The organism is Natronogracilivirga saccharolytica, from assembly GCF_017921895.1.
Classification (GTDB): domain Bacteria; phylum Bacteroidota; class Rhodothermia; order Balneolales; family Natronogracilivirgulaceae; genus Natronogracilivirga; species Natronogracilivirga saccharolytica.
Genome location: NZ_JAFIDN010000011.1, coordinates 44,802 through 70,654, shown reverse-complemented (window position 1 = coordinate 70,654; position 25,853 = coordinate 44,802). Strand labels below are relative to the sequence as shown.

Below are 25,853 nucleotides of genomic sequence, written 5' to 3'. Positions count from 1 at the left end.
CGGATACCAGCCATGGTGCGGAAGCATAAGCCCTGATCGTGCCATTCATTCCCTTCCGTCGTGCACAGGGCAGCGTCCAATCCTGCAGGAGTGGGCCGGTCCGGTAGTACACACCTGCAGGTCCGGACGACCAGGAGAGCCCGCCTTCCGATATTTATCGCAGTTACCACACCATCCGTGGAACACAAACCGGAAACCTGCACTATGAAACGACAAAATATCCTCAAAAAAATCATCCCGTCCCTGCTGTACGGAGTCCTCTGCCTGATCAGCATTGCGATCATGGCATTCATCCTCTGGATACACCTCAGCAACAGCTTTGGCTGATCCTCCATTTGTGCATCGACCGATGTCCATCGACCTTTTTCCAACCCTATCCTTCATACCTTTTCCATCACCCAAAATCATGTCACGAAATATCATGAATCGAATACAGCTCTTCAACTTCCTGCTGGCGGCAATACTGATGCTCTTCATTGTCCCGAAGTCCAATTCGCAACCGGTCGCCCAAAGCACACAGACCCAAACCACCCCGATCACTCAAACCATCAAGGGCAACGTCTACGACGCCCAGACCATGGAGCCTCTCATCGGTGCTACCGTCATTATTCGCGATAGTGAGCCCCTGTTGGGAGCATCGACCGATGCCCGGGGCAACTTCCACATTTCCAGGGTTCCGCTGGGCCGGCATTCGCTTCAGGTAAATTACATCGGCTACGAACCGGTAATCATCCCCGAGGTGATGGCCACATCCGGCAGGGAGGTTGTGGTGGATATCGGACTGCGGCAATCCATATCCGAATTGGGCGAGGTCATCATCACCCCGGAAATCGTGAAAAACAAGCCGTTGAATTCCATGGCCACGGTGAGCTCCCGGTCGTTCAGTGTCGAGGAGACGCGGCGGTATGCGGGCGGCATGGACGATCCGGCCCGGCTGGTGTCCGCCTACGCCGGCGTTGCGGTGGGAAACGTCCAGAACAATGCCATCATCGTGCGGGGAAACAGTCCGAAGGGTATATCCTGGCGGGTGGAAGGCGTGGAAATCCCGACACCGCACCATTTTGCCGGGGGCAACGTGGCCGGCGGAGGAATTGTGACGCTCTTCAGCAGTCAGATGCTGGACAACTCCGATTTCCATACCAGTGCCTTCCCCGCCGAGTACGGCAATGCGCTGGCCGGGGTGTTCGACATGAACCTGCGCACCGGAAACAGCACGGTCCACCAGCACACTTTCCAGGCCGGAACCATGGGGCTGGACATCGCATCCGAGGGACCCGTCGTGCCCGGATCCAGCGCATCCTACCTGTTCAATTACCGGTATTCGACGCTGGGGCTGCTCACCGACCTCAATTTGATTCCGACCGATCAGGAGTTCCGGTACCAGGACCTCTCCTTCAAGTTCAACATGCCCACCCGGAATGCCGGCACCTTCTCCTTGTGGGGGGTCGGCGGCATCGACAAGGCCTTCGAGCCGCTCCAGACCGATCCGCAGATGTGGGATAACGACTGGGACCGGGTCTCCTTCGACTGGGGCATTGAAATGGGCGCGGTCGGACTCTCGCACCGCATCCTGACCGGAAAAAGGACGTATGTCAACACCACGCTGGCCGCAACGGGCATCCGCAACCGAATGGAGACCGTGCGGCAGGATGATGACCTGGTGGCCCACGATGACCTGTCTGCGATCGACAACTCGGGCAATCTGAGTATCGGCTCCTACATCAGCCACACGTTCAGCCCGAGGTTCACCACACAGACCGGGCTGACCGTCAAAAGGCTGCAATACAACCTCGACATCAACAGCACCCTCGAAAGCGATCCGTCAACGTACCGCAATTTGGTTGATGAACGCGACCACAGTCACGTGGTGGAGTTTTATACGCAGTCGCGCTGGAGCCTGTCACAAAACCTGTTGCTGAACGCCGGGGTGAACACCGGATACTTTGCCCTGAACGAGGCCTTCTGGGTGGATCCGAGGATCGCGCTGCGCCTGAACCTTTCCGGAAGCCATTCCGTGAGCCTCGGGTATGGCAGGCACAGCCAGCGTGAAGAGCTCAAGGTTTATCTGGTCAGAGCCGAAGCGAACAGATCCGATGCGCTCGCGGACACCGATATCCACTCGAACTCATCTGCGCTCGCGGACACCGATATCCACTCGAACCCATCTGCACTTGCGAACGCCGATATCCAGCTGAACTCCAGCACGCTCCCGAACGTGGACCTCCGGCTTTCCGGGGCGCACCATTTTGTGCTGGCCTGGGACTGGCAGGTCAGCGACAACATGCGCCTCAAGATCGAGCCCTATGCCCAGTTCCTTTTCGACGCTCCCGGCATCGCGGACAGCTCCTTCTCCATGATCAACTACCAGCAGGACTGGGCCTTCAGCGACGTCCTTGAAAACAACAGTATCGGCAGGAACGTGGGGCTGGATGTGACCTTCGAGCGGTTCCTGCACCGGGGCTACTACTTCCTGGTTACCGGATCGGTGTTCTCCTCGCGCTACAAAGGCGGTGACGGCGTATGGCGCAACACCCGTTTCAACAAGGGTTACGTGGCCAATGCGCTGGTCGGAAGGGAGTTTGCCTTCCGGGACAGCCGCAGGATACTGGGCGTGAACACCCGGCTCAATTTCATAGGCGGCGAGCGGGTCAGTCCGGTGCTGGAGGAGAAGTCCAGGGAACGCGAACTGGTGTTCTTTGATGAGACTCGGGCGTTCAGCAACCAGCTGGCCTCCACCGTGTACGCCGACCTTTCGGTCACCTGGCGCATGAACCGTCCGGGGTATTCGAGCATCTGGGCCCTGCAGGTGAAAAACATGCTCGGCAGGGCCACGGCGGAGGGGTACAATTACAACTACAAAACCGAAAGCGTGGAGCTGGACAAGAGCGTGATCGTGGTCCCGAGCATCAGCTACAAGATCGAGTTTTAGGTCCCGGGCCTGGAAAAGCCGTACACTTTTTTTCGATGAAATACAGGCGGTGCCGAATCCCAGCTCACTGCGGTCGGAGATACGATAGCCGGCTTTGACCATGCAGATCCGTGCCATCGGGAAGGTCAGGCTGGTCTCCGCAGACCATTTGCTGCTCTGGCATTCTTTGTGACCGGAACACATAATTCATTACATTTCCAGTATTCTGATAAAAAAAATATATCTGATATGTGATTATTTTATTTTTTGTACAGGTATCATCAGATTATCCAATAATGCATTATCGGCAATATCATGAATACTTATTTTGACCGGTCATTTCAATTAAGATATTTTGAGATGAATGACTTTGGCGAAGCTTCTCCCACCACAATATTAACACTGCTGGAGGAGGCCGCCGCGGATCACTGTCATTCCATCGGCCACAGTTTGTACGAACTGAAACGAAAGAACATCGGATGGATACTGCTTTCCGGTTACATGCAGATGGAGCGTTATCCCGTCTACAAGGAGAACATCACCATTCGCACCTGGCTCTCCACGTACACATCCATCCGGGGGTACCGCGAAAATATCATCTATGACGGAAACCGCAATATCATCGGCCGCGCCCGCGGTCTCTGGCTTTTCTTCGATATCGAAAAAAGGCGCCCGGCCAATATTTTTGAGGACATCATGCAGAAGTGGTCGTTCCGCGATGAGATGTGTATCGACCATAACATCACCCGGAAAATCAAACCGGTGCTTTCATCCGATATGTCACGCCGCTTCACCATCAACAAGTATGACGTGGATGCCTACGGCCACGTGAACAATATCCGCTATCTGGCCTGGCTGATGGAGTCAATGCCGGAGGATGTGAAGAACAGCTGCTATCTGCACTCCATCGACGGCCGTTTTGTGAGCGAAGCACAGTACGGTGACTCGCTGGTCTCTTTTACCCGCCGGCACCCCTCCGATGAACACGCTTATTCGCACTCCATCAAAACCGAGTCAAACGACAATGTCTGTGCATCTGCCGAAACCCTGTGGAAACCGCGGACACAGCCCGTAGAAGAATAGCCTCCGGCAGAAGAATGCACTCCGGCAAATGCTGGTGAAATTATTTCACCAGCATCATCGCACGTGTCTCTACCACATCACCTGCGGTGATCTCATAAATGTATACACCGCTGGACAAGCTTCCGGCATCAAATCGCACCTCATGCCAGCCCTCTGACTGATTTTCGTTCACCAGCGTGGCCACATGCTGTCCGAGCGCGTTATAGACGGTTAGCCGGACCTGCCCGGACTCCGGAACTCCATAGCGGATCCGGGTATCCGGATTGAATGGATTCGGATAGTTCTGCCTGAGCTCCACTTTATCCGGAACATCTGCGGTTGCATCTGCAGCGGTTGGGATGCCCGTTGAAAATGACCAGGTATCCGACCACTCGCCGACCGTATCTTCTTCCCAGACACGAATCCGCCAGTAGTATGTCATTTCATCCTGCAAATCATCAGGCTCGTACGTACCCGATTCCGATCCGCCTTCCAGAACAGCCGAAACGGCGAGGTCTCCTTCAAATTCAGAGTGTTCCGCCACCTGCAGTTCGACACTGTCGGCTTCTGCCGGGTGTTCCCATTCAAGCACGACATCTCCGGCCGTCAGGTTTTCCGCACCGTTTTCCGGATTAGTCAGCGACGCTATACCGGGCTCCACAACTCCAGGATCATCATCGGCCTCACCAAATGTCAGTCGGATATCCGGCAGCTCCCGCCAGTTATACCCGTTGCCGGCCGCATTTTCCGGATCCACCTCTTCTTCGCCATACCAGAAGAGCGAAAGTGGCTCATCCCGGTCTGTGCTGTAGAAACGAATACCCGGCATGGCATCGCCAAGGTCACGGTCATCATCGCTGAACACACCAATGACGAGATTTTCACCGGCATCATATTCAAACGGTTGCTCCAGTTCAAGGTCCAGCCAATAAGCTTCTCCGGTCTCCTCCATTTCCAGCTCGCCCTCATAAACCAGAGTCAGCTCGGGTTCCGGGACCCATGATTCGTTATCCTCGAAGGACTCGTCCGCAGTAGTTTCCATGTAGATTGATACATCCAGAGTGGCGTCCGCTTCACCGAGATAATAATAGGCCAGTGAGGTTATGGTGCCCGAGCGGCCAATTTCGTTACCCGGGAAGAGCGTCTGAATCCAGGCCGGATTGTTTGAGGGGTATACCGGATAGTAATCTATACCGTACTCCTGGTCACCAATGGCAATTTTATTTTCTCCTGCGGCTGTTCTGAAGCTCCAAACCTCGCCTTCGGCTTCAGAAACGGCGTTGGACTGATCAACCCGCCAGTAATATGTTCCGAAAGCTTCCAGCGGGGCGTCAAGCAAAGCAGCAACTGAATCTGCCGGCAGGGAATCGACCGGCGCTCCCTGATAAAGAATGTCATCTTCATCCAGCATTTCCGATGTCCCGAGATACACGGTCACTTCATCAGGAAAGCGCTGGTTTTCCCAGGTAAGTGACGGAATGGCCGGAACATTGTTCTGATCATCTTCAGGATAAGGACCGGTAGCCGGCTGCAGCGGATTGACCGTCAGCGAGACGGGGATTTCGTTGGTTTCAGATACGGCATCACTTCCCGTGATTTCGATAACACCCTCATACTCGCCTGTTTGCAATGATGACGGATCCAGAGTTACGACGACGGAGTCGACTGATCCTGCCGGAGCTGTTCCGGAGGTCGCATCAGTGGTTATCCATGGTTCATCGGTAACTGACCCGCTCATTGAACTGCTCTCTGAAGTACCGGTTATGCCGGCTTTGCCATGAATAGACTCCCCGGACTGATCTACTGTGAGTGACCAGTCCAGATTTTCATTTCCGATGTTGGGAATATATACGGGGATCTCAACGGACTGATCCTGTTGAAGAGCGAGGGTGAGATCAGGCGTATGATAGGCCGCTGCCGGTCCCGGCGTGCCCTCAGATACTTCCGGATAGCGTGCCAGGAAGGCGCTTCCTGAGCTTCCGGTAAACCGGAAATCACCCCAGGTCCAGATTTCATCATCAATTACCGCAACCCCGCTTCTGTCATTCCGTGAAGTAAAGGATTGCTGCAGGGCGTCCCCTACTGCCACCCATTGAGCGCTACCTTTATCATAAAGTGATATTCCGTCAAACTCAATGTCGTCAATCTCCGTGTTTCTTCCGGCCACATAGAGAGCATTTTCATGTTTGGCCAAACTACTGACCCAGGCACCGTATTCGCCCGGCCATGAAAGCCAGCTTTCGGTTTGCGGATGCAGCAACGAGATATTGTTGGACAAATCCTTTTCAGAGGTAACTTCACCGTCATCATCAAAAAAGCGAACCCAGCCGCTGGCGCTGTGGGCGATATACAGGAATTCATTGCTTTTCAGGAGGTCTACGGAGCCGCCCTGCGAAGATGACAGGTATCCCGGATACCAATGCGGTTCATCGGTCTCAAAATCCAGGCACATGATATTGCCTGTGGTATGTTCTCTGAAATTTGAGTTTACCCAGAACAGCGCATACAGACACTCTTCATCATGGGCAAGCGCATCGGCCCGGCGGTGATCAGGTGCAATCAGACCACGTGTATCCGGCCAGTCAAGCGCATCTGTATCCGGGTTGTAACGAACCAGGTCGGCACGGCCGGCGGGTGTATCTTGTCCGAATAGTGTGGCAAATCGTCCGGCGACATAGAGCTGTCCGCCGGCAAACTCCATATCGCGTATCCAGTGGTCCTGCTGCTGGCTTTGCCGAACGCGGCCAAGCGGGTCCCATCGTTCGGCGACAGGATTCCACTTCAGGATATTCCCGCTTTCGGTCTCGCCGTCCGGCAGGGTGATCGTGCGGGTGCTGAGGGCGGCATAAGCTGTTCCGGTGACCGGATCGGTAGTCACCTCATAACCGCGTCCGCCGTCGTAAGGGGTTGCAGCCGTTTCAGAAGGCACAAACAGCCCTGTACTCCGGTCGAAAACCGCAAGGTGCGGGGATGCAAACATCTCACCGCGGTTCGCGATATGATGGAACCCGCCGGCTATGAACAAGGTGTCACCCACGGCATCCAGACTGGTGACCTCGTCGGAGAAACCGGTGCCAAGCGCATGCCAGGTATCGCCGTCCCAGCGGGCGATCCGGTCAATTTCACGCTGATCCGTGAGACCGTCATCAATATGAGCACGATCGAAACGTCCGGTTACAAAGACATCATCCCCGTTCTCCGGTATAAGAATGTCGCGGATCAAGCCCTGCCGCCGAATCGTTCCGTCGGCATCGGTGAATCCTTCGCCAAAAGGACTCTCGTCAACCTCATTGGTCAGCAGTTCGCCGGTTTGTGTGTTATACTGCGCATATGAATTGACCTTGAAAGTCTCTTGTCCGTCCGTTCCGGCATTTTCAAAGTAACCGCCGAGATGAAGTATGTCACCTGATGCGACAATAACATGCATGGTGCCATAGTTTTGATCGAAAATACTCTGCCATTCTGATCCGTCCCAGCGGGCGAAGGTGCGGATTTCCACTTCCACCTCCCGGTCTGCATCGTTATATGCTTTCCAGAGCGTTCCGCCTACATAGAGATTACCGTTATCATGCAGATGAATGGAGCTGACCCGCGGATTGGGAAGCCCGGGATACTCATCACTGATTCCACCGCCGATTTGTCGCCAGCGCCCATCGTAGTAGGCCACTCCGCCAATAACTATGGTCTGATTCTCATCCTCTATGGCATCATAATTCACGGCCGCCCGAAAGTTGCCGCCGAGATACAGCCGTCCATTATCTTCATCATACTGCATGTCATAAACACAGGCACTGACACCGTTCCGATCATCCGTACCGGCCTTAAGCGGGCGCCAGTTGTTTCCGTCCCAGCGGGCAATACGGTCAAGAGAACGGCCATCATTTTCACGAAAACATCCGCCGGCATACAAGCTGTTATCGGCATCATCTGCAAAGGTTTCCACACTGCCGCCTTGGAGTCCGCCGTCCATTTCGGACCAGCTGCCTGTATCAAGGTTTTTCCGGACAATATTCGAAGTTGTTATTTCGGCATCGCCGTGCGGTGTTACAGAGTCAAAATTTCCGCCCGCATAGAGCATGTCTCCGTGGATGTGCAGCGCCCGCAGATCCCCGTCAAAATCGGCGACCGGATGCCAGTGTTCTCCGTCCCAGCGGGCAAGTCCGGATGTGGTATATGGTCCTGCCTGATCAAATTCACCACCGACGTAAATATCCCCGTCAGGTCCTTCCACCATGGCATAACCTTCATTCGAAAGCCCCAGGCCGAATTCGCCTTGCCATTGCGTCTGTGCGTCCGCGGAAGTATGCAGAAAGAAGAAAAAAAGAAGGGAAAGAAAAGATAACCAGTTGTATCGTTTGCGCATAGTCATTGTGTTTGGTGCTCTCTTTTAAAACAAGCTCCAAATCTCGTGTTCGCGCAAACAAAAGTCAACAATTTTATTTATTTGCGTGTATCCCGCTGCCTGTCTGCTGCTTCGTCATAAATATCTGCAACTGCACATGCTTCAGACTGATAAAGCGTACTTACGGCCAGGCTGCCCAGGGGATGCGGGTCAGTATCAGTCCGGCTATCACAAGGTAGGATAAAAAAGAGTGCAGGTGCTGCAGCCCGATGTACATGGTGGAATAAAGATTAAGGAGAGTCAGGAAAATAATAATCTGAACAGGTCATTCGGATGAGCCGCTCTGAGCTTCCTTCTAAGCGGCATTCCGGAATTAATTTCTGAATAAATGCCTGCAAATAAAAATGGAAAGCCGTGGGGTCTCTGGTGAACGCTCTGCATGTAAGTCACACCGGTAATGGTTCGAAATGATTGTAAGTACCATAAGCTTCATTGTCAGTACGCCCGGGAGCGCATACATAAACAAGTTGGCTTTCCGGCTCAAGATTCCTTGATCAGGCCCGAGCGGTACGCCTCCATCAGCTTTTTAAGATCGTCGATGCGTTTTTGTATCTCTTTACCGTCGTCGGTGTCGCGCATGCGGATTCTTTTCGTGTTCTGCTCCAGGATTTTCGTCGTGGAGTGGATGTCTTCTTCCGACTGGATTGCCTTGCGGGTTGACTCAAACGGCTGGTGTGCTGCCAACAGGAGTCCGTATGAATTGAAAATCAACGTGTAACCGGCTATCCCGGTTTTCTCCTGATAAGCTTTGGCAAACCCGCCGTCAATCACAATCAGCTTGCCGCCGGCCTTCACCGGGTTCTCCCCTTTCTTCACCTTTACCGGGACATGACCGTTGATGATATGCCCCTTTCGGGGATCCAGCCCGAACTCCCTGAGAATCTCTTCGGCCACATTCCTGCGGGTTCTGAATTCATAATAGGGATTCATCTTTTCCTTGTGGGTTTCCGGATCATCGATGAAATAGCGTTCAAATGTGGCCATCTTTTCCTTTCCGAACAGCGGAGACTGCGCCCCGCTCCAGAGATACCACATGGTATCCTGGCCATGCTGCTTTTTTTCCGGATCATGTTTGGCAAAAAAACCTTGTCGCGCGAGCCGTTCAAGGTGGTCCATGAACGCTTTCGGACTCAGATATTTCCCGTTGAGCTTGAAACGGAACAATTTGCCGTCTGAAGTCATGGGTATGCAGCCGTGGTAGAGCAGGTTGTTGTTGTAAGTGAGGTACATGCTGCCCTTTGAAAAGAGAAACCGTACATGTTTTTTAAGCCGCTCACTGTTGGTGAAAGACTGGCCGATTTTATCCATCACTGATTTTTCATGGTCAGAAAGCCTGTTAGGGTTATCCGGATCAATGGTGGGAAAATGGGTATCGATCAGTGCATGCTCTTTCCCGTCGATGCTGATCACTCCCTTGCCGAAGTCAATCCTGTCCAGCAGCAGCCGGTCTTGCATCTTGTACTGCGATCGTCTTTTTATGACCTGCCCTTCGAGCTTCAGCTGGATGATAGTGATCGCCTTGTGCATCCTTGCCATCAGCAGCTGATCGTTTTCGGTAAGCTCGCTCCCGGCATTCTTTAGACGAAACTGCGTACAGGGGTCGTCACCATACTCATCCATAGCGAGTGAGACCAGCGGCAGCATGGAGATAGCATAGCCGTTTTCAAGAGTTTCCATATTGGAGTAGCGCAGCGAAACGCGGATCACATTGGCCATGCACGCCTCACTGCCGGCCGCGGCCCCCATCCACACGATATCGTGATTGCCCCACTGGAAATCCACGGCGTGATGCTCAAGCAGCGTATCCATGATAATGTGGGCACCGGGTCCCCGGTCGTACACATCCCCTATCACATGCAACCGGGAAATGGTCAGCCGCTGAATAAGCCGTGCAAGTGCAGTCATGAATGTCACTGCCCTTCCCGTTTCGATAATGGTCCGGATGATGGAGTTAAAATAATCCTGCCGGTTTTTGGCACTCTCCTGTTCATGGAGCAGCTCTTCGATGATATAATGAAAATCTTCGGGCAGAATTTGCTTTACCCGGTTCCGGGTATACTTGGATGAGAATATGCGGCACAGCCTGACAAGCTGGAACAAAATTCTCCGGCACCAGTCAGCCGGATCATCCAGATCTTTCATCATCAGAGGAATTTTCTGCTCCGGATAGTAGATAATGGTGGCAAGATTCCGCCTCTCCTGGTCCGTGAGTGTGGCCCCGTAAATCTCATCGATTCTTCTTTTTATGGAACCCGAACCGTTTCGCAGCACATGTATGAACGACTCATACTCCCCGTGGATATCCGATACAAAATGCTCGGTACCCTTTGGAAGCTGTAAAATCGGGCTGAGGGTAATGATTTCTGTGGACGCCGCACTGATGGTCGGGTACTGCCTTGATAGAAGCTGCAGGTATTGCAGGTCTGTTTTACTGCTGTTCATTACAGGATTCTGTTATTCGCGTTATATGTACCCTCTTAATTACGTTTGATTTGCATAAATATCAAACGGTTTGTGGCGAGATCCCTGCAGCCTGAAGAGTGATGCCGAGATTACCGTTGGTTGCATACTTACCCGGTATCCTGCTGGCTGGTACCTTTTTCATCCCGGGACTTTGCCATGCCCTGTTTCGCACCAAAACATCCTTCGACCGGCTAAAAGAGCAGCTTCCGGACAAGTGCAGCCGCAAGGATATTGGTTTTGCCGGCGATATCCTGGAAGAAGGAATTGTGCTTGCCGGAGGCGGAGCCCTGCTGAAAAATCTTGACAAGCGTGTTGCAGAGCGGACCGGCCTGCCAGTTAACCTAGCGGAAGACGCGCTGGCGGTCGTGGTTCGGGGAACCGGCGCCGTGCTGGACGACCTGGAGTACTACAGAGCCGTGCTCGTTTGATTCAGACAGGGCATCCGGCAAATGCGTTTTGCTTACTGTGCCCTGTTTGGTAATCGCATTATCCACCATGCAGTTGTGGAATTTCCCAATCAAAGCGCCATTCTGACTGAATTGCCGTATATTCCCGGGTGCGTACAGTCACCTTCACCAATACATCCGTATAAAACACGTACCGGTTCCTCACTGGTACAAAAGCCATTGGACAGCCTTTTTTTCCTGATCATTACTGCAATTGCCGCCGCTGCCTTCTTCATCAAGGGGCTGACCGGATTTGGTCCGGCACTGATTTTTATTCCTGTCGGTGCGCTGTTTTTTGCCCCGCAATCTGTTATTGTGGCAAGCTCGTTTCTGGATCTGATAGCTGGGCTTTTGATGTGGCGGACGGTCCGCAGCGTGCAAAGCCTTCCGTTCCTGGCCGGGATCATTGCAGCCATGGCCGCGGGAACCGCTGCCGGCGTATTCCTGCTCAGTTATTTCCCGGCGGATACTTTTCGTGTTCTGCTGGGCCTGGCGGTTTTTATCCTTGGGCTGTGGTTCGCCGTTTTCCGTACCAAAATGTCCCCGGGAAAACTTGAGGCGCAACTTCCCGAAAAATGCGACCGCAAGGATATTGGTTTTGCAGGTGCTTCGGGTGTATTAGGCGGACTCTTCGGCATCAGCGGGCCGCCTATCATCTGGCACCTCGGCCGGCGCTTTCAGATGCACGTTTTCCGGGATCTGCTTATTGTGGTTTTTGTTTTTGCCGCTGTTGCACGAATTGTATCATTTTCGGTTGCCGGACTGGTTACCACCGAGGCGGTGACGTTTTTTGCTGCCGGAATGCCGGGCCTCTTAGCAGGGTTGTATATCGGCAACCGGGTTTTCCTGAAAATTGATGAAGTTCTGTTCAGCAGAGTTGTCGGTACGGTGCTGATTCTGTTTGCCGTGCTGCTGATCATTTAATTACTTCTGCAAATCGTTATTTTCGGGATGAAAAAAACAACTTTCCGAACAGAACGTTTTGAGGATATGATTCAATCTTATCATAACGATGTAAATAAATTTGTCATAGTCGGCGACCGTGTACTGCTGAAGCCACGCGAAATGGACAGCCGTACCGAGTCAGGTCTGTATCTGCCTCCGGGAGTTGGGAAGAAGGAAAAAATTCACAGCGGATACGTTATCAAAGCCGGCCCCGGCTACCCGACCATGGCCGGACTGGAGGATAATGAGCCATGGAAGCAGAATAACGAGAAGGTGCAGTATATCCCGCTGCAGGCGCACGAAGGCGACCTTGCCATTTATCTGCAGGATCATGCCCACGAGATCGAATTCGGCAAGGAAAACTATGTTATTGTGCCTCATTCAGCCATTCTGATGTTCATCCGTGAGGAGTTCTGATGTGATCCACAGGACAACACGACACGAACCGGGCCAAGCCCGGCTTACTGCCTGACGCACCGCACCGACAATCCGGCCGTCTTGTCCCCGTCTCTTCCCAGAATCTCAGAATCTCCATAATAAAGCCGGTAATACCAGGCTTCGTGTGGCCGGGAACCAAAACCATCGGTATCAGTCCACCAGAAGCCGTAGTAACTCTTGCCGCTGAAGGTGCCGTTTGCGAGCCGGAGTCCGCCCGGAAGACCATTATAACCGCTTTCGTTGGTGCCGTTGCCGTTATGTATCCAGCCATGGGTGCTTTTCATCTTTTCCCCGGCTACCTCTCTTTCGCCGAGTTCCACAGAAAGCCGGCTCCATGAGTAGGGGCTGCCGGGATCCCTGCTCGCAGGATGCCATCCAACCGGACACAACCCGCGGGGATCTGACACGGCGTACCAGTTGTAGAGCTTGCCGTATTTGGTATCGTTGGACATATCGTTGTAATACACCGCCCAGGCTCCGGTCGACAAATCAGTCCATTCATCTGCATCCGTGATATTGGGGATGGGATCACCGTTACGGTAATGGCTCACCCTCAGGTTTTCTGCCATCCACCATTGAGTGCCGGCCCGGACGATGGGATAAACATTTCCGTCGATGTCTATGACAACATCTGTTTCGGGCTCGCGGCACAACCCGAAGAGCGACTCCTCCCGCTGATCCGGGTCGCCCTGATAAAGATCCGACCAGGCGTAATAGCACAGAATATCCATATCGGTCAGATGGCTTTCGTCGAAGGATACCGGTTCGCCGTCTATGAATTCCCAGACGACGGTGTACTGGCTGTTCATGTCGAGATCGAAGCGGTCGGTGCTGTCGCCGCCTGTAAATCCATCGCCGTTCAGGTCGAACCGCGAGTAGTCCAGGGCACCATCGCGCAGCCGCAGCGAATCGATAATGATTCTCAGGTCGTGATGATCAAATACGCCGTCATCGTTTACATCCAGCAGTGCAAGACGCGCGTTTTCGCCCCCGCCTGCCAGTACCGCGGCATAGGCATCAATCACCGGCTTCGGCATCTGCTGATGGCAGCTGAAGCCCGGTGTATTGCGGGAGGTGTCCGCCACCGAGGTGCTGAACATGATGTCCATAACATCATTTACGGACAGCTCCGGGTTCACCGCCCACACATAGGCTGCCAGACCTGCCGCCTGCGGGGTAGCCATCGAAGTGCCGGTCATGTACGAAGTGCGGGGGTCAGAAACGGGAACAATACATTCACCATCTGACTCAAAAAGGCAGTCTCCGAAAGACCAGATATCGGTTCCCATGGCCGATAGTGATCCGCCCATGATCGAGCTGTAACTGGCGCATCCGGGCATGGGTCTGCTCCGCGCCTCTTCCGAATCAAGATGCCCTGTGTGGACACGGTTTTCGATTACAATGGTATTTCTCAGCCTTGGGACAGGCCGGTTATCGAATAGCATGTCACGAATTGTCGCATAGGCGAACATGCTGTTGTCAGACGCCGGCCATGAAACAATATTCCCGTTGTCATAACGATTGTTGCCTGCCGATGTGAAGTGAACAAATCTGGTTTCCAGACCGGCGTTGAATGTGTGGATGTTCTCACCTCTTATACGTGTGATCCACCTGATGGCAGACTCTTTCTGGTTGGCAATATTCCGGCTGTTCAGGCTTGTATTGACGACAATCCTGGCTTGTTCATCACCGGCAATGATCTCCCGGATCGTGGATATGATCTGATTCATGCGTCTTGGCCAGGTATTCAGCAGCGTATCCGCGAGGTCCACGGCCCGTACGTGAAGCCGCTCCGGGAACATGCCGGTCACGTCGTTCGGTCCGGATTCCAGCGTCTCCACCGGGTCATACATGCCGCTGATAATGCCCAGTACGTGATATCCGTGATTGGAAGTGGCTCCGGTGGCAAAATCAGCGTTGCGAAAACTGGCATTATATCCTATACCCGGCACACCATCTCCGAAATAATCAGCAATTACAATTTGCGGACGACGATCCATATCCGCAATGGTACTCCGCATATTCCATGCGGCGTGAGCGCGGGCAGCAAGATGATGGTCAATCCGAACCATGGACGTCGTGTGCCCCGGTATCTGCTGGATGCCGCCGGGCTGCTGATTCGCGTCATTGATCGAGTCAGGGCCTTCTACAATTACGGATTTGGACGCCATCCAGACGACAGGTTCATTGCGGATCTGATCAATGAGATTGTTGAGTGCATCAATGCTTCCGGGATCCGGCACACGGATGACGAAGATGATATTATCCGAAAGCATACTCACAATCTGCGCGTCATAAGTATCCAGCAATTCGTTCATCTGGCCCACGGTTGCATCCGGATCCACAATAAGCTCAATTTCGGTACGCAGTACTTGTCCGCCATAGAGCAGTTCCGGGTCCTCAGTAACCGCATTCCCGGGATAGAGTATCCTGATATCCAGATCATAGGCCGCGTCACCCGCACGCGCCTGCGGTTCGCCCGGAAGCAGCACTCCCGCCTCATCAAACCGCAAAACCACGGTAGTATCCACCGATGCAACCTCAATTTCGTGCGCCAATTTCAAGCCGCTGCCGATCGCTCCTGATGCCCTGTATACACCCGATTTAAGTGTCAGGGTCTCAGGAGTGTTTATGGATGTGTGGAAATGTCCGGATGTAATATCCAAAGGCATGGGAAGTCCGGTTCCATCCGTATCGGTGACCAAAAATTCGACAAGATTGTTGCGCGATATCGACAGTGTTACATGCCTGCTTGCCGGTATGTTCAGATCGGCCTGATAGGTATCGTACCGGTCCTTTTCCACCCGGATGGTATAGCTGGCGGCAGTGGTCTCGGGTGAGGCGCCGGAATGGTCTGACGCGTCATAATCCTGCCGGGTACGGACAGGCACCTGGCCATGCACTTCAGGTGCACGTCCCGGCGCCATCGAAAACGCAGGTCCGCCCCGGTGTACCCCGCTTCCCATTCGGAACATGCTTACTGTCCGGGACTCGTTTCCATCCACCCGAAGGAAATAGACTCCTGTAGCCAGATGACCCAGCGACATGGTGAGGGTATGATATCCCGAACGGACCGGCATTTGCCGGGTGGCCACGCGCCGGCCCAGAATGTTGTAAACGGTTACGGTGATGGTCTGATCTTCCGGCACGGCTATGTCGACTCGTGTCTCATCCTGAAAAGGATTGGGATAGTTGGGGCTGAGTGCAAGTGCGGCAGGAAGATCCGGCGGTTCATCACTGCCGGTGGGCAGGGATAAAACAACATAACCCCGGTTGTCAGTATACCCTGACCCGATTTCTTCGCCATCGCTGAACAGCGTCACCCATGCTGAATGCAACGGCCTGGCGGTATAATTGTCCTGTACCCGAACCTCAAGTGATGTTCCTTTTGCTGAGGTAATAAGAAACAAAAAAAGGCAAAGGAGGGCTGAGGGGCGTACAAAATGCCTGATATTCATGATGAAACCTCCCGATATCTGTCCGGTAAAGCCACTCATGCATTGCGGCAGAAAAGCTGCCCGAAATCATCCGGAGCGGTTTTTTTAAACCTGTAATGAATTGCGGAATTCCATCAATAAATAGCAGAATTACAGGCCGCCCGGATGCACATTACTTAAATCAAAATACTAAACAAACAGCTATGTTTACAATATTTTACACAGTGATTCTTGTTTGCCCGGGCTTCTGGTTTGAATACTTAGTTTTTGTCCAAAAATCATTATAGCAGGTCAGAGCTTCCGGATACACGCATCGCGGCAAAGTCCTTCGTACAATACCGGCGAATCCGGAGTCCGTCCGGCCAGCTCTGCAGCCCGCATCATGATCTGTTTGCCGCCGGCTGCAACGACATCCGGTATGCCGGCGCCGTAGTACACTTCTGAAATTCCGGCCCATATCACCGCACTCATACACATCGGACAGGGCTCCACTGTTGTAAACAGCCTGCATCCGGACAAACCGGCACTGCCCTGTTTTTTTCCGGCCTTGCGTATCGCCTCTATTTCAGCATGTGCAGAGGCGTCACTGGCCGCTCCAACCCGGTTGCCGGCCTTGCTAATGATCCGGTCATCCGGCCCCACAATTACAGCACCGTACGGTGTACCGGACTCACCGGCCATGGCCAGTGCCAGCTCCATCCATTGCTGCTCGTTTTCCTGCGGCAAGCGATAAGCTGCAATATCACTGACCTGTAATTCAAAAGAGCCTTCCTGACCGTCTTTGATCATCAGCGACACTTCTCCGCTGTCCGACGGATCCAGGTCCGGCGCATCCGGAACCTGACGTCCCCGGAATACCGGACGAAACCGGTCAAAAGGCAGCCATATTTCCTCATGGCTATCGTCAGCAAGTGACAGCGAGCGGTCTGACAAACCGGTGGTACCCGGATTTTTCCAACAACCGGAATGATCCGAATGCAATGCGTCGCGTGTGTCAAAAACGGCCTCGTACGAAAACCGGTGCAGCTGTCCGTCCTTTCCGGTTTTGATCCTGAAGCTGTATCGCTTTCCGTCACCAGCAAGCCGCAAACGAAACCCGGCAAAACCACCAAGGCCAAGGCGGCAGCGAGTCCGCACGGATGCAAAACCTCCGTTGTTTTCCAGTGAAACCTGCCCGTGAAAACAAAGCTGCCCGGAACTGTTGAAGCCGGCATTGGAATGTGAACGGCCTCCCATCACCGTGTCATTGACCGGCTCCCAGAGGATACCGGAATGGGTCAGACCGGTTAGCATCGCGAGATAGTCGTGTTCCGGAATCTCCCCGGGATTTCGCGAAGATGTGCTCTTATGACGGTTTTTCATGATGGCTTACCGGGTTGCATTGAAGTTGCTTTGAACGTATCTGCTGCAGGCCGATCAGAACATTTCCCTCATTGGGATCATTCCGGGACCAGCTCCACGGTAAACAGCACCCGGTCCCCCTGTTCCATGACCCGGTCAAGCTCCTCCTGATCAGCACAAAACGTTTTTAACCGGATGGCATCACAGCGCAATGACAGGCGGTCGGTAAGAAACGGCCAGGGCGAAACAGCACATGTTTGCAGAAGGCCATTGGCTTCCGGACCGGCATCGTTTCCGGCAGCTTCCTCTTTATTTTCCAATTGAATTGTTCCGGATCCGCTCTTGCCGGAAGGCACATCGGACAGCGCCGATTTCTCCGCATTCCCGAGAATCACATAAAGGGACAAGTAATCGAAGGCGGACAGAAGCCTGCGATGCTTTTCAAGGGTGTCATCGGTAAGAAAGCTGCTGTAAAACTCATCCCGTTTGCAGCTGGTGATCAATCTCTCCTGAAGCTCCTGCTGTTTCTCTTTGAATTGCTTCGCTTTGCTTCGAATATCATCCGGTTCCCCGGAGAAATCGTGCATGGAAAAAAGGTTCATCACATGCCTGGATACCAACAGTGCGGCATAACGGTTCGATTCTGCAACCAGCGTCACCGACCGATCCCAAATGTCCATATGCTCTCCAATCGGCATATTCCGAAAATCATAGGGCGCGCCGGTTGCAGGATTCCGGACAAGGCGCATATCCCGCCCGGTCCACCCGTGATCGTGCCGGGCAGCTGCCAGGCACATCTCCTTCCATGGTTCCGGCCGTACATAGCCGTTTCCACCCCAATGTTCTGCAATTTGTCCGGACAGCCATGCATGAGCCGGCTGGGTAACCAAAAGCAGGTGATTTTTTTGTTCCCGGATGACCATAGCACATTTAGTTCTCTTTCTGAAATTCTTTGTGTCCGTTTCTCTTATTTCAACATTGTTCACCCGGACAACATTCAGTCGGAATGGCCATACCCGTCTTCAGCACAGGCGTTTCCAGCCGGTTTAACATCCTTGGAGCCATCGTGCTGGAATTCTATGTGGCGTATCCGTTTCAGCGACCCGAAAGGGGCACTCATTTCGGATTCCAGTTTACGCCCGGATGGTGAACCGGACCGTTTTTGCCTCAATGCAATGCCATCAAGGGGGAAAAGGCAGCAAACCCTAACACATTGTTAGCGTAAATTCATAGCAATCATGATTTTACGCTATCAGACCGGGAACTATTCTGCCAAATCTGAGGTTCTGGAAAAAGTGCAGTGCATCATATGTAAAAACCACTCCCTTAACTTATAATAACTAATTCAAGCCATGAAAAATCTAGCCCCTTTCATTCTGTCTGCACTTCTGATTGTTGTGAGTGCATGTGATGTGACCAACGTCAGTGAAACCACTGACGGACCGGATCTCCGGAAAGACAACAATTTGCCGGCATTATTGACAAACATCGCCGGTACGGAAAGCAGCTCCACAATTGTCGATATCGCAGTTGATAATGATGATTTCAACATCCTTGTCGAAGCTGTTCTGTTTGCCGGACTTGATGGTGTACTGAGCGGCAAACGGCAATTCACGGTTTTCGCCCCGACCGATGAAGCCTTTGTAAATCTTCTCGATGAACTTGGCTTAACTGCCGAAGAATTACTGTCAGAAGAAAGGAAGGAACTGGTCACGGATATTCTGCTCTACCACGTTGCCGCCGGCAACCGGATGTCCGGTGATGTGGTCAGCTCGAAGCAGATCAGAACACAGCAAGGCTCATTCATTAAAATAATGAGTGAAGATGATAGTTTCTTTACAGGCAACGAAGACAGATTCGCAGAGTTAATTGCTGTGGATATCGAGGCCAGCAACGGAGTCATCCATGTAATAGACACCGTCATGCTTCCGCCGGAGGAATTCAACCCGGGCAACAGAGCCCACAGGGGGAACGGCAGGAGATAACAAAGTCCATAACCTTCGAAGCCTTGCAGGTACTATCTGCAAGGCTTTTTATTTTATATTCAGTACACTGTTTTTCTGTGCCCTGAACTCCATTGAAAACCGGATAAAAACTATTCCAACAGCATTTTGCAGGATCTGATGATCGCAGATTTTGCAGCCGGATTTTTCCTGTCTTAAAATGCCAGCCATCTTTTTTCGTTCGTAATATAATTCCAGATTTATATTTTGAACGTACAATCATCAGTAAAATCATTTTTTTGTATTGTGACGGTGCGTATTGCTGACTCATGAGCCCTCTTTTATTACTTTTTTAATTAATGGTGGCACAGCAATACTCCGGGCAGTTAAAGAAAAGGTATTCAGCAGCGGTCTGACTGTCAGGCCGATGTCAAATACATTATTTCAGGCAGGACAGATATTGCAGTGAAGACGATGCACAGACGTATTCGCATAGCTGTTTTGGTGATGGGCTTCAGCGGACTTGTGGCCGAAGTGCTTTTGCTGCGTGAGCTGATGATCGTCTTCGCGGGGATCGAACTGAGCATCGGCATCATCCTGGCCAACTGGCTGATTCTGGAAGCTGCAGGATGCCTCACCCTCGGCAGAATCGCCGATAAAACCAGATTCAGGCTCGAAACATACACCATTATTGCGGTCCTCTTCTCTGCCGCATTCATAGCCGCGATATTTTTCACGCGCATCCTCAAAGGATTGCTTGGCGTTTCGATCGGGGAAAATGTGGAGCTGCTCCCCATGTTTTACTCCTCGTTTCTGATCCTGCTGCCCGTCTGCATCCTCCACGGCGCCCTGTTCACCATCGGGTGCCGCATTTACGCAATGTACTCGGATAATGACAGCAGTTCGGCCGCAAAGGTCTATGTGTATGAAACAGCCGGGACCGTACTGGGAGGAGTCATCAGCACATTTCTGCTCATTCCATTTCTGCATACCTTCCAGATAGCCGCAGGTATCGCCTTGATTAACATCCTGGCCTGCCTCTACCTGCTTTGGCCCCGGGCTGCGGCACTAATGCGTCCCGCAGAGATAAACGGCACGTTCCGGAAATTCCTGAAGGGCGCCCTTGCTGTTCTGCTGGTTGTAACCGGATACGCCCTGGCGGGCGGACCGGCAGACGCACTGCACAGCCGTTCGGTCGATATGCAGTGGGAGAGACACAATGTCGTACACTACGAAAACTCCCGCTACAGCAACATCAGCGTGGTCGAGCGGGACGAACAATATCTGTTCTTTCTGGATGGCATTCGCGAACTTATCACGCCGGTGCCGGACATCCAGTTTGTAGAAGAGTTTGTTCATATGCCGCTGCTGGCCCATCCGGATCCGCAGGAAATACTTATCCTGAGAGGCGGCGCCGGCGGCATCATCAACGAAGCGCTGAAACATCCGTCCGTCCAAAACATCGATTATGCCGAGCACGATCCCAGGCTGATCGACATCATCCGCAAGCACCCGACGCCCCTGACAGAATCGGAGCTTGACGATGAACGGGTGAACCTGGAACATACGGACGGCCGCCTGTTCCTTTCAAAAACCTCCGGGCGGTATGACCTGATTTTCATCGGCGTGATGGAGCCGTCAAATCTGCAGGCGAACCGGTTTTATACACGGGAGTTTTTCGAGCTGGCCAAAAAACGACTAAGCGAGGATGGAATTCTGGTCCTCGGAGCACCCGGGTCACTGACCTATACAAGCGATGAGATCCGGGATCTCAACAGCAACGTCTTTCATACTCTCAGCAGCGTGTTTTCCCATGTCCGGGTGAGTCCGGGAGAAAGCAAGCACATTTATCTCTCCTCCGATTCAGAGGAGGTCATGCAGCTGGACATGATGAAGCTCATGGAGCGGCTTGAGGCGCGGGATATCACTGCAGAGGAGATGGTGCCCTGGGACATTGAAAAAAAACTGCATGCCGGATGGCAGCAATGGTTCAAAAACTACATCGACGGACACACCACCGAAATCAATTACGATTTCAAGCCGATCGGCATGTTTTATCACATCGCCCACTGGAATACGCTGCATGCCCCGGAATTCGGCTCCTGGTTCAACCAGCTGGACCGCATCGGGCTGAATGTCATCATTCCGGTGCTGGTGGTCATTCTGCTGATCCACTTCCTGATCAGATTCGCAACCGGAACATATGCACGGGGCGCCATCCCCTTTGCCATTTTTGCAAGCGGCTTTGCGGGGATGATATTCAGTCTCGTTGTGATATTCATGTTTCAGATCACATACGGTCACGTGTTTTCATGGGTCGGTCTGCTCGTGGCCGCATTTATGGCGGGTGCCGGCATCGGGGCGCTCTTTCTGACCCGCATCACTTCCGGCGAAGAGCACGGTCGCCGGCTGTTCCTTTACCTGGAGGCGGCCATCATCGGCTTTGCCATCGCCCTGCCGCTGATTTTCCTGGCCGCCCGGGCACTTCCGGACACGCAGGCCAGCCTGATTTTCGTGCGGATACTGTTCCTGGCCGTTGCATTTGTGAGCGGAATGCTTGTAGGCGGACAGTTTCCGCTGGCCAACAAACTCTATCTGAAAAATCCGGAGGGACTGAGCAAAACGGCCGGATTGATTTACGGCTCGGATTTGCTGGGCGGATGGCTTGGCGGCATCCTGGGCGGCGTACTTCTGCTTCCGGTCATGGGTCTGACCGGCACCTGCATCACCGTGGCCCTGGTCAAGCTCACAAGTTTGATCATGATGGCAACTGTATCCGGCGGTAACCGGAAAACCGCTGCACCTGTTCCAAATAAATAACAGACAAGGATTATTATGGATACCTCTGAATATAAAAACCTCAGCAGACGCGCATTTCTTCAAAACACGGCAAAAATGTGTTGTCAGGCCGGTGTGGGCTGCATCATGCTCGGAACACTGGGCAGCAGTTTCGCGGCACCGGGCAGATCCGACGGGACTCCGGCCATAAATCCTGATTTTGAACCGGGATACCTGAAGCTTCACCGGACAGGCGAGCTGAAAGAGCGGGGAGACAAGCTCTGGGCCATGATGGAGAACTGCCGTACGTGTCCGAGAGAATGCGGCGTCAATCGTCATGACGGAGAGACCGGATACTGCCAGTCACCCGGCACGGAACTCCATATCTCATCGGCAATGCCCCATTTCGGTGAGGAACGTCCGCTGGTCGGAGACGGCGGCTCCGGCACCATATTTTTAGCCCATTGCAGCCTGCGGTGCGTTTTTTGCCAGAACTGGGAGATCAGCCATCGCGGACGCGGAAGCGAAAGAAGCATTCAGGAAATGGCCGGACTGATGCTTCAGCTGCAGCAAATGGGGTGCCATAACGTCAACATGGTCACACCAACTCATTATCCTGCCTTCATAGTGAAGGCGATCGACAAGGCAGTGGAAAACGGGTTCCGGCTGCCGATCGTATACAACACCTGCGGATGGGAGCGTCTTGAGACCCTGTCCCTGCTGGATGGCGTCATTGACATCTACCTCCCCGACTTCAAGTTCTGGGACAGCGACCTGTCGAAGGAACTCACCGGTCAGGCCGAAACGTATCCGGAGATCACCAAAAAAGCGATCCTGGAGATGCACCGCCAGGTCGGTGTGGCCAAGCCGGATGAAAACGGCATCATGCACCGGGGTCTGATGATCCGGCATCTGGTTATGCCGAACGAAACAAGCGGATCGGCAGAGATCATGGACTGGATTGCCGAAAACCTGCCAAAAGACACCTATGTCAACATCATGTCACAGTACAATCCGCAGCACAAGGCCTACGACTATCCGGAGATTTCCCGGCGTATCACCACGGATGAGTACAATGCCGTTGTCGATCATGCAAAGGAGCTGGGGCTTACCAATCTGGACATCCAGAGACGTGGTTGGCTGCGAAGGTAAGGGGCTGCGCCGTTTCAGGCAGCCGATGGAATATTAAAAAACCTTAAACAATACAATTGCCCGATTTTACGTATTGTCAATAATTATTTCTCACTCCGATTCTGCGGATTAGCTCTTTTTTTGGTGTTAAAGTTAAATCAATAGAGAATCACAGCAATTCATCTCACTTGCTTTAACCCTGCTGCTCTGTTCCATGTAGTACAAGTAAACCGGTTATCTAAATTTCTGCATTGATTTTTTAAAATAAATTTAAAATGTAACTGCAAGCCGTTTTTTTTAGTTTATTTATCTTTAAAACACCAGTCAACAACTCAGGCATTATCAAAAAACGTATACTGAATTGAAATCTTTGCGAAGTACAACCTGGGTTATGGCAGTGGCTTTTGTGCTGTTCTGGAACTCCGGGTTTATCGGAGCCGACTACGCCCTGCCCAATTCCGGCCCGTTCACACTGCTTTTCTGGAGATACTGGCCGCTTACGCTCCTGCTTCTGAGCTGGCTTCTGATACGGGGACATTTTGTCTGGCCGGGACGCAATGCGGCACTTACATCCATGGTTATCGGCATCCTTGCACACGGTGTCTGGCTGGGGTGCGTGAAACTTTCGCTTGATTACGGAGTTCCAGCGGGCATCGTCGCCCTGGTAGTAGCACTCCAGCCCATGGTAACCGGCGCCTTTTCCGGTTTGATCACCAATGAGCACACTCCGCTGCACCGGTGGGTCGGACTGATCATTGGTTTCATCGGGGTGATGATTGCCGTGCTTTACCGAACCGATTTTTCCGATACAGAGTCCATTTTTGGCTACTTCATACCCTTCGGATCAGTGATTGCCATCACAGCGGCAAGCCTCTACCGGCGCAGAATGCAAGTCACCGGCAATGATGACCTCCTCCCGCTGCCTCTGGCCCTTTTTTACCAGTGCCTCGGTACCGCACTCGTGGTGACCATTCCAGCCATTGCCTTCGAACAGCTTGCCGTTGAATGGGTACCGGAATTCATTGCCACCACGATATGGCTGATGCTTGCCGTTTCGCTTCTGGCATACGCACTGATGTGGAACCTCCTGAACCGTATTGACGCAACCAGGGTAGCAAGCCTGTTTTATCTGGGTCCGCCCGTCACCATGCTCATGGCCTGGGTCGCATTCGGCGATCAATTGCTGCCAACGGACCTGGTTGGACTGGGTGTGGTCATGGCAGGAGTTTTGTTAAGCCAGAGACGATAGGTCCGCTCAGAAGTACTGTCACAACCCTGTTGTTCATATCTTTGCACGATAATCAGGATTACTGCGGCTTAATAAGGAAGCAAGCTTGCCGGGGACAACCCCTGCAGAACGAATGAGCCGAAAGTGTTGTAATAAGATTGAAAACAGCAATGTTGCCCGGGCAAGCCCCGGGCCCATGATACAAATCCGTAATCAGACAGGCAGCCAGAAATGATGTGTCATCTTTTTGCTGCTTGCCCTGTCCGGATGATTCCCGGATAAATGAAACCTGTTACTATTGCTTATGAAAATTGCATTCTTCACGGCCAAGTCGTACGACAAATATTATTTCAATCAGCAGCTTTCCGGCACCAGCCATGAAATCACCTATTTTGAAGATGCGCTGAACACTGAAACAGCCGTGCTTACACGTGGTTTTGATGCGGTTTGCGTATTTGTCAATAATCAGGTCGATCGCGAAACTATCGAGCTGATTGCCGGTTATGGTGTCAAAGCGGTTGCTCTGAGATCGGCAGGAGTCAACAATATCGATCTTCAGGCGGCCGATGACGCCGGGCTGCACGTGTTCCGTGTTCCGGCATACTCCCCGGAAGCCGTTGCCGAACATACCGCAGCGCTGATTCTGACACTGAACAGAAAAACCCATAAAGCCTACAACCGGGTCCGGGAAAATAATTTCTCACTTGAAAGCCTTACCGGATTCAATATCCACGGCAAGGCGGTCGGCGTGATCGGTACCGGGAAAATCGGCGTGGCTTTTTGCCGGATCATGCGTGGAATGGGCTGTACTATCAATGCCTTTGATCCCTGGCAGAACGAAGAGGTGATCGAAATGGGCGGGAAGTACATGGAACTGGACGAGCTGCTGGCCAACAGCAACATCATTTCGCTCCACTGCCCCCTGATGCACGAAACCAAGCATATTATCGACAAGCAGGCTATAGATAAGATGAACAACAGCCCCATGCTCATCAACACCAGCCGGGGCGCGCTCATCAATACAGCTGATGTGATCGAGGGGCTCAAAGAGAAAAAAATCGGGTCACTGGGCATTGATGTATACGAACAGGAAGAGCATATCTTCTTTCAGGATCTTTCTGAACAAGTTATCGAGGATGACGAAATCGCACGGCTGATGGCATTTCCCAATGTGCTGATCACCGGCCATCAGGCATTCCTGACGAAAGAGGCCCTGAATGAAATTGCAAAAACGACCCTGAATAACCTTTCCGCCTTTGAGGCAGGTGAAGAAGTGGAGAACCGGGTCCGGCCATGATTCTTTCCCGGATCAGAACAATCGCATCAATTAA

17 protein-coding genes are annotated in these 25,853 nt (G+C 52.7%); 12 read left to right on the top strand and 5 right to left on the bottom strand.

Annotation, left to right across the window (positions count from 1 at the left end):
* Positions 1–204: 204 nt before the first annotated feature.
* The 3 genes from NATSA_RS15615 to NATSA_RS12730 all read left to right on the top strand — a co-directional run bounded on the left by NATSA_RS15615 (position 205) and on the right by NATSA_RS12730 (position 3,991).
* Positions 205–327 carry a hypothetical protein gene (locus tag NATSA_RS15615; RefSeq protein ID WP_272491782.1) on the top strand — a complete coding sequence of 41 codons (123 nt, stop codon included), beginning with the start codon at positions 205–207 and terminating at the stop codon, positions 325–327.
* Between the two features lie 94 nt (positions 328–421).
* Positions 422–2,929 (top strand): TonB-dependent receptor, encoded by a 2,508-nt coding sequence (locus NATSA_RS12735; RefSeq protein ID WP_210512985.1) that lies wholly within the window; start codon positions 422–424, stop codon positions 2,927–2,929.
* A gap of 294 nt (positions 2,930–3,223) precedes the next feature.
* Positions 3,224–3,991, top strand: coding sequence for an acyl-[acyl-carrier-protein] thioesterase (locus NATSA_RS12730; protein WP_210512984.1), 768 nt, complete (start codon positions 3,224–3,226; stop codon positions 3,989–3,991).
* Positions 3,992–4,031: 40 nt separating this feature from the next.
* Here the strand turns inward: NATSA_RS12730 and NATSA_RS12725 are convergent, their stop codons facing one another.
* Positions 4,032–8,333 carry a T9SS type A sorting domain-containing protein gene (locus tag NATSA_RS12725; RefSeq protein WP_210512983.1) on the bottom strand — a complete coding sequence of 1,434 codons (4,302 nt, stop codon included), beginning with the start codon at positions 8,331–8,333 and terminating at the stop codon, positions 4,032–4,034.
* A gap of 519 nt (positions 8,334–8,852) precedes the next feature.
* On the bottom strand, positions 8,853–10,814 hold the full coding sequence (locus NATSA_RS12720; protein ID WP_210512982.1) for a fructose-1,6-bisphosphatase: 1,962 nt from the start codon (positions 10,812–10,814) through the stop codon (positions 8,853–8,855).
* Positions 10,815–10,930: 116 nt separating this feature from the next.
* Between NATSA_RS12720 and NATSA_RS12715 the strand changes: the two genes are divergently transcribed.
* The 3 genes from NATSA_RS12715 to NATSA_RS12705 all read left to right on the top strand — a co-directional run bounded on the left by NATSA_RS12715 (position 10,931) and on the right by NATSA_RS12705 (position 12,643).
* Complete coding sequence (locus NATSA_RS12715; RefSeq protein ID WP_246481821.1) at positions 10,931–11,263, top strand: rod shape-determining protein; 333 nt, start codon at positions 10,931–10,933, stop codon at positions 11,261–11,263.
* 198 nt (positions 11,264–11,461) lie between these two features.
* Positions 11,462–12,205, top strand: a complete 744-nt coding sequence (locus NATSA_RS12710; protein ID WP_210512980.1) for a sulfite exporter TauE/SafE family protein — start codon at positions 11,462–11,464, stop codon at positions 12,203–12,205.
* Positions 12,206–12,271: 66 nt separating this feature from the next.
* Positions 12,272–12,643, top strand: a complete 372-nt coding sequence (locus tag NATSA_RS12705) for a co-chaperone GroES (protein ID WP_210512979.1) — start codon at positions 12,272–12,274, stop codon at positions 12,641–12,643.
* A gap of 44 nt (positions 12,644–12,687) precedes the next feature.
* On the opposite strand, the gene NATSA_RS12700 is transcribed toward NATSA_RS12705, so the two are convergent.
* The 3 genes from NATSA_RS12700 to NATSA_RS12690 all read right to left on the bottom strand — a co-directional run bounded on the left by NATSA_RS12700 (position 12,688) and on the right by NATSA_RS12690 (position 18,365).
* Positions 12,688–16,122 (bottom strand): FISUMP domain-containing protein, encoded by a 3,435-nt coding sequence (locus NATSA_RS12700; protein WP_210512978.1) that lies wholly within the window; start codon positions 16,120–16,122, stop codon positions 12,688–12,690.
* A gap of 270 nt (positions 16,123–16,392) precedes the next feature.
* Positions 16,393–17,463 carry a CIA30 family protein gene (locus NATSA_RS12695; protein ID WP_210512977.1) on the bottom strand — a complete coding sequence of 357 codons (1,071 nt, stop codon included), beginning with the start codon at positions 17,461–17,463 and terminating at the stop codon, positions 16,393–16,395.
* 77 nt (positions 17,464–17,540) lie between these two features.
* Positions 17,541–18,365: a DUF3891 family protein gene (locus NATSA_RS12690; protein ID WP_272491781.1), complete on the bottom strand. Its 825-nt coding sequence runs from the start codon at positions 18,363–18,365 to the stop codon at positions 17,541–17,543.
* A gap of 83 nt (positions 18,366–18,448) precedes the next feature.
* Between NATSA_RS12690 and NATSA_RS12685 the strand changes: the two genes are divergently transcribed.
* From NATSA_RS12685 to NATSA_RS12660, 6 genes are all read left to right on the top strand, one after another.
* Positions 18,449–18,592, top strand: coding sequence for a hypothetical protein (locus tag NATSA_RS12685; RefSeq protein ID WP_210512975.1), 144 nt, complete (start codon positions 18,449–18,451; stop codon positions 18,590–18,592).
* Between the two features lie 202 nt (positions 18,593–18,794).
* The gene (locus NATSA_RS12680) at positions 18,795–19,427 is read left to right on the top strand and encodes a fasciclin domain-containing protein (protein ID WP_210512974.1); all 633 of its coding nucleotides are present in this window, start codon (positions 18,795–18,797) and stop codon (positions 19,425–19,427) included.
* 432 nt (positions 19,428–19,859) lie between these two features.
* On the top strand, positions 19,860–22,205 hold the full coding sequence (locus tag NATSA_RS12675) for a spermine/spermidine synthase domain-containing protein (RefSeq protein ID WP_210512973.1): 2,346 nt from the start codon (positions 19,860–19,862) through the stop codon (positions 22,203–22,205).
* 15 nt (positions 22,206–22,220) lie between these two features.
* Positions 22,221–23,315 carry a radical SAM protein gene (locus tag NATSA_RS12670; protein ID WP_210512972.1) on the top strand — a complete coding sequence of 365 codons (1,095 nt, stop codon included), beginning with the start codon at positions 22,221–22,223 and terminating at the stop codon, positions 23,313–23,315.
* Positions 23,316–23,655: 340 nt separating this feature from the next.
* The gene (locus NATSA_RS12665) at positions 23,656–24,543 is read left to right on the top strand and encodes a DMT family transporter (RefSeq protein ID WP_210512971.1); all 888 of its coding nucleotides are present in this window, start codon (positions 23,656–23,658) and stop codon (positions 24,541–24,543) included.
* A 283-nt stretch (positions 24,544–24,826) separates the two neighbouring features.
* Positions 24,827–25,819 carry a 2-hydroxyacid dehydrogenase gene (locus tag NATSA_RS12660; RefSeq protein WP_210512970.1) on the top strand — a complete coding sequence of 331 codons (993 nt, stop codon included), beginning with the start codon at positions 24,827–24,829 and terminating at the stop codon, positions 25,817–25,819.
* The last annotated feature ends 34 nt before the right edge of the window (positions 25,820–25,853 follow it).

Bases quoted from the DNA above. Each gene is read 5' to 3' on its own strand.
- NATSA_RS15615 (WP_272491782.1), top strand. From the start codon at position 205: ATGAAACGACAAAATATCCTCAAAAAAATCATCCCGTCCCTGCTGTAC.
- NATSA_RS12735 (WP_210512985.1), top strand. From the start codon at position 422: ATGAATCGAATACAGCTCTTCAACTTCCTGCTGGCGGCAATACTGATG.
- NATSA_RS12730 (WP_210512984.1), top strand. From the start codon at position 3,224: ATGAATACTTATTTTGACCGGTCATTTCAATTAAGATATTTTGAGATG.
- NATSA_RS12725 (WP_210512983.1), bottom strand. From the start codon at position 8,333: ATGCGCAAACGATACAACTGGTTATCTTTTCTTTCCCTTCTTTTTTTC.
- NATSA_RS12720 (WP_210512982.1), bottom strand. From the start codon at position 10,814: ATGAACAGCAGTAAAACAGACCTGCAATACCTGCAGCTTCTATCAAGG.
- NATSA_RS12705 (WP_210512979.1), top strand. From the start codon at position 12,272: ATGATTCAATCTTATCATAACGATGTAAATAAATTTGTCATAGTCGGC.
- NATSA_RS12700 (WP_210512978.1), bottom strand. From the start codon at position 16,122: ATGAATATCAGGCATTTTGTACGCCCCTCAGCCCTCCTTTGCCTTTTT.
- NATSA_RS12695 (WP_210512977.1), bottom strand. From the start codon at position 17,463: ATGAAAAACCGTCATAAGAGCACATCTTCGCGAAATCCCGGGGAGATT.
- NATSA_RS12690 (WP_272491781.1), bottom strand. From the start codon at position 18,365: ATGGTCATCCGGGAACAAAAAAATCACCTGCTTTTGGTTACCCAGCCG.
- NATSA_RS12685 (WP_210512975.1), top strand. From the start codon at position 18,449: ATGGCCATACCCGTCTTCAGCACAGGCGTTTCCAGCCGGTTTAACATC.
- NATSA_RS12680 (WP_210512974.1), top strand. From the start codon at position 18,795: ATGAAAAATCTAGCCCCTTTCATTCTGTCTGCACTTCTGATTGTTGTG.
- NATSA_RS12675 (WP_210512973.1), top strand. From the start codon at position 19,860: ATGCACAGACGTATTCGCATAGCTGTTTTGGTGATGGGCTTCAGCGGA.
- NATSA_RS12670 (WP_210512972.1), top strand. From the start codon at position 22,221: ATGGATACCTCTGAATATAAAAACCTCAGCAGACGCGCATTTCTTCAA.
- NATSA_RS12660 (WP_210512970.1), top strand. From the start codon at position 24,827: ATGAAAATTGCATTCTTCACGGCCAAGTCGTACGACAAATATTATTTC.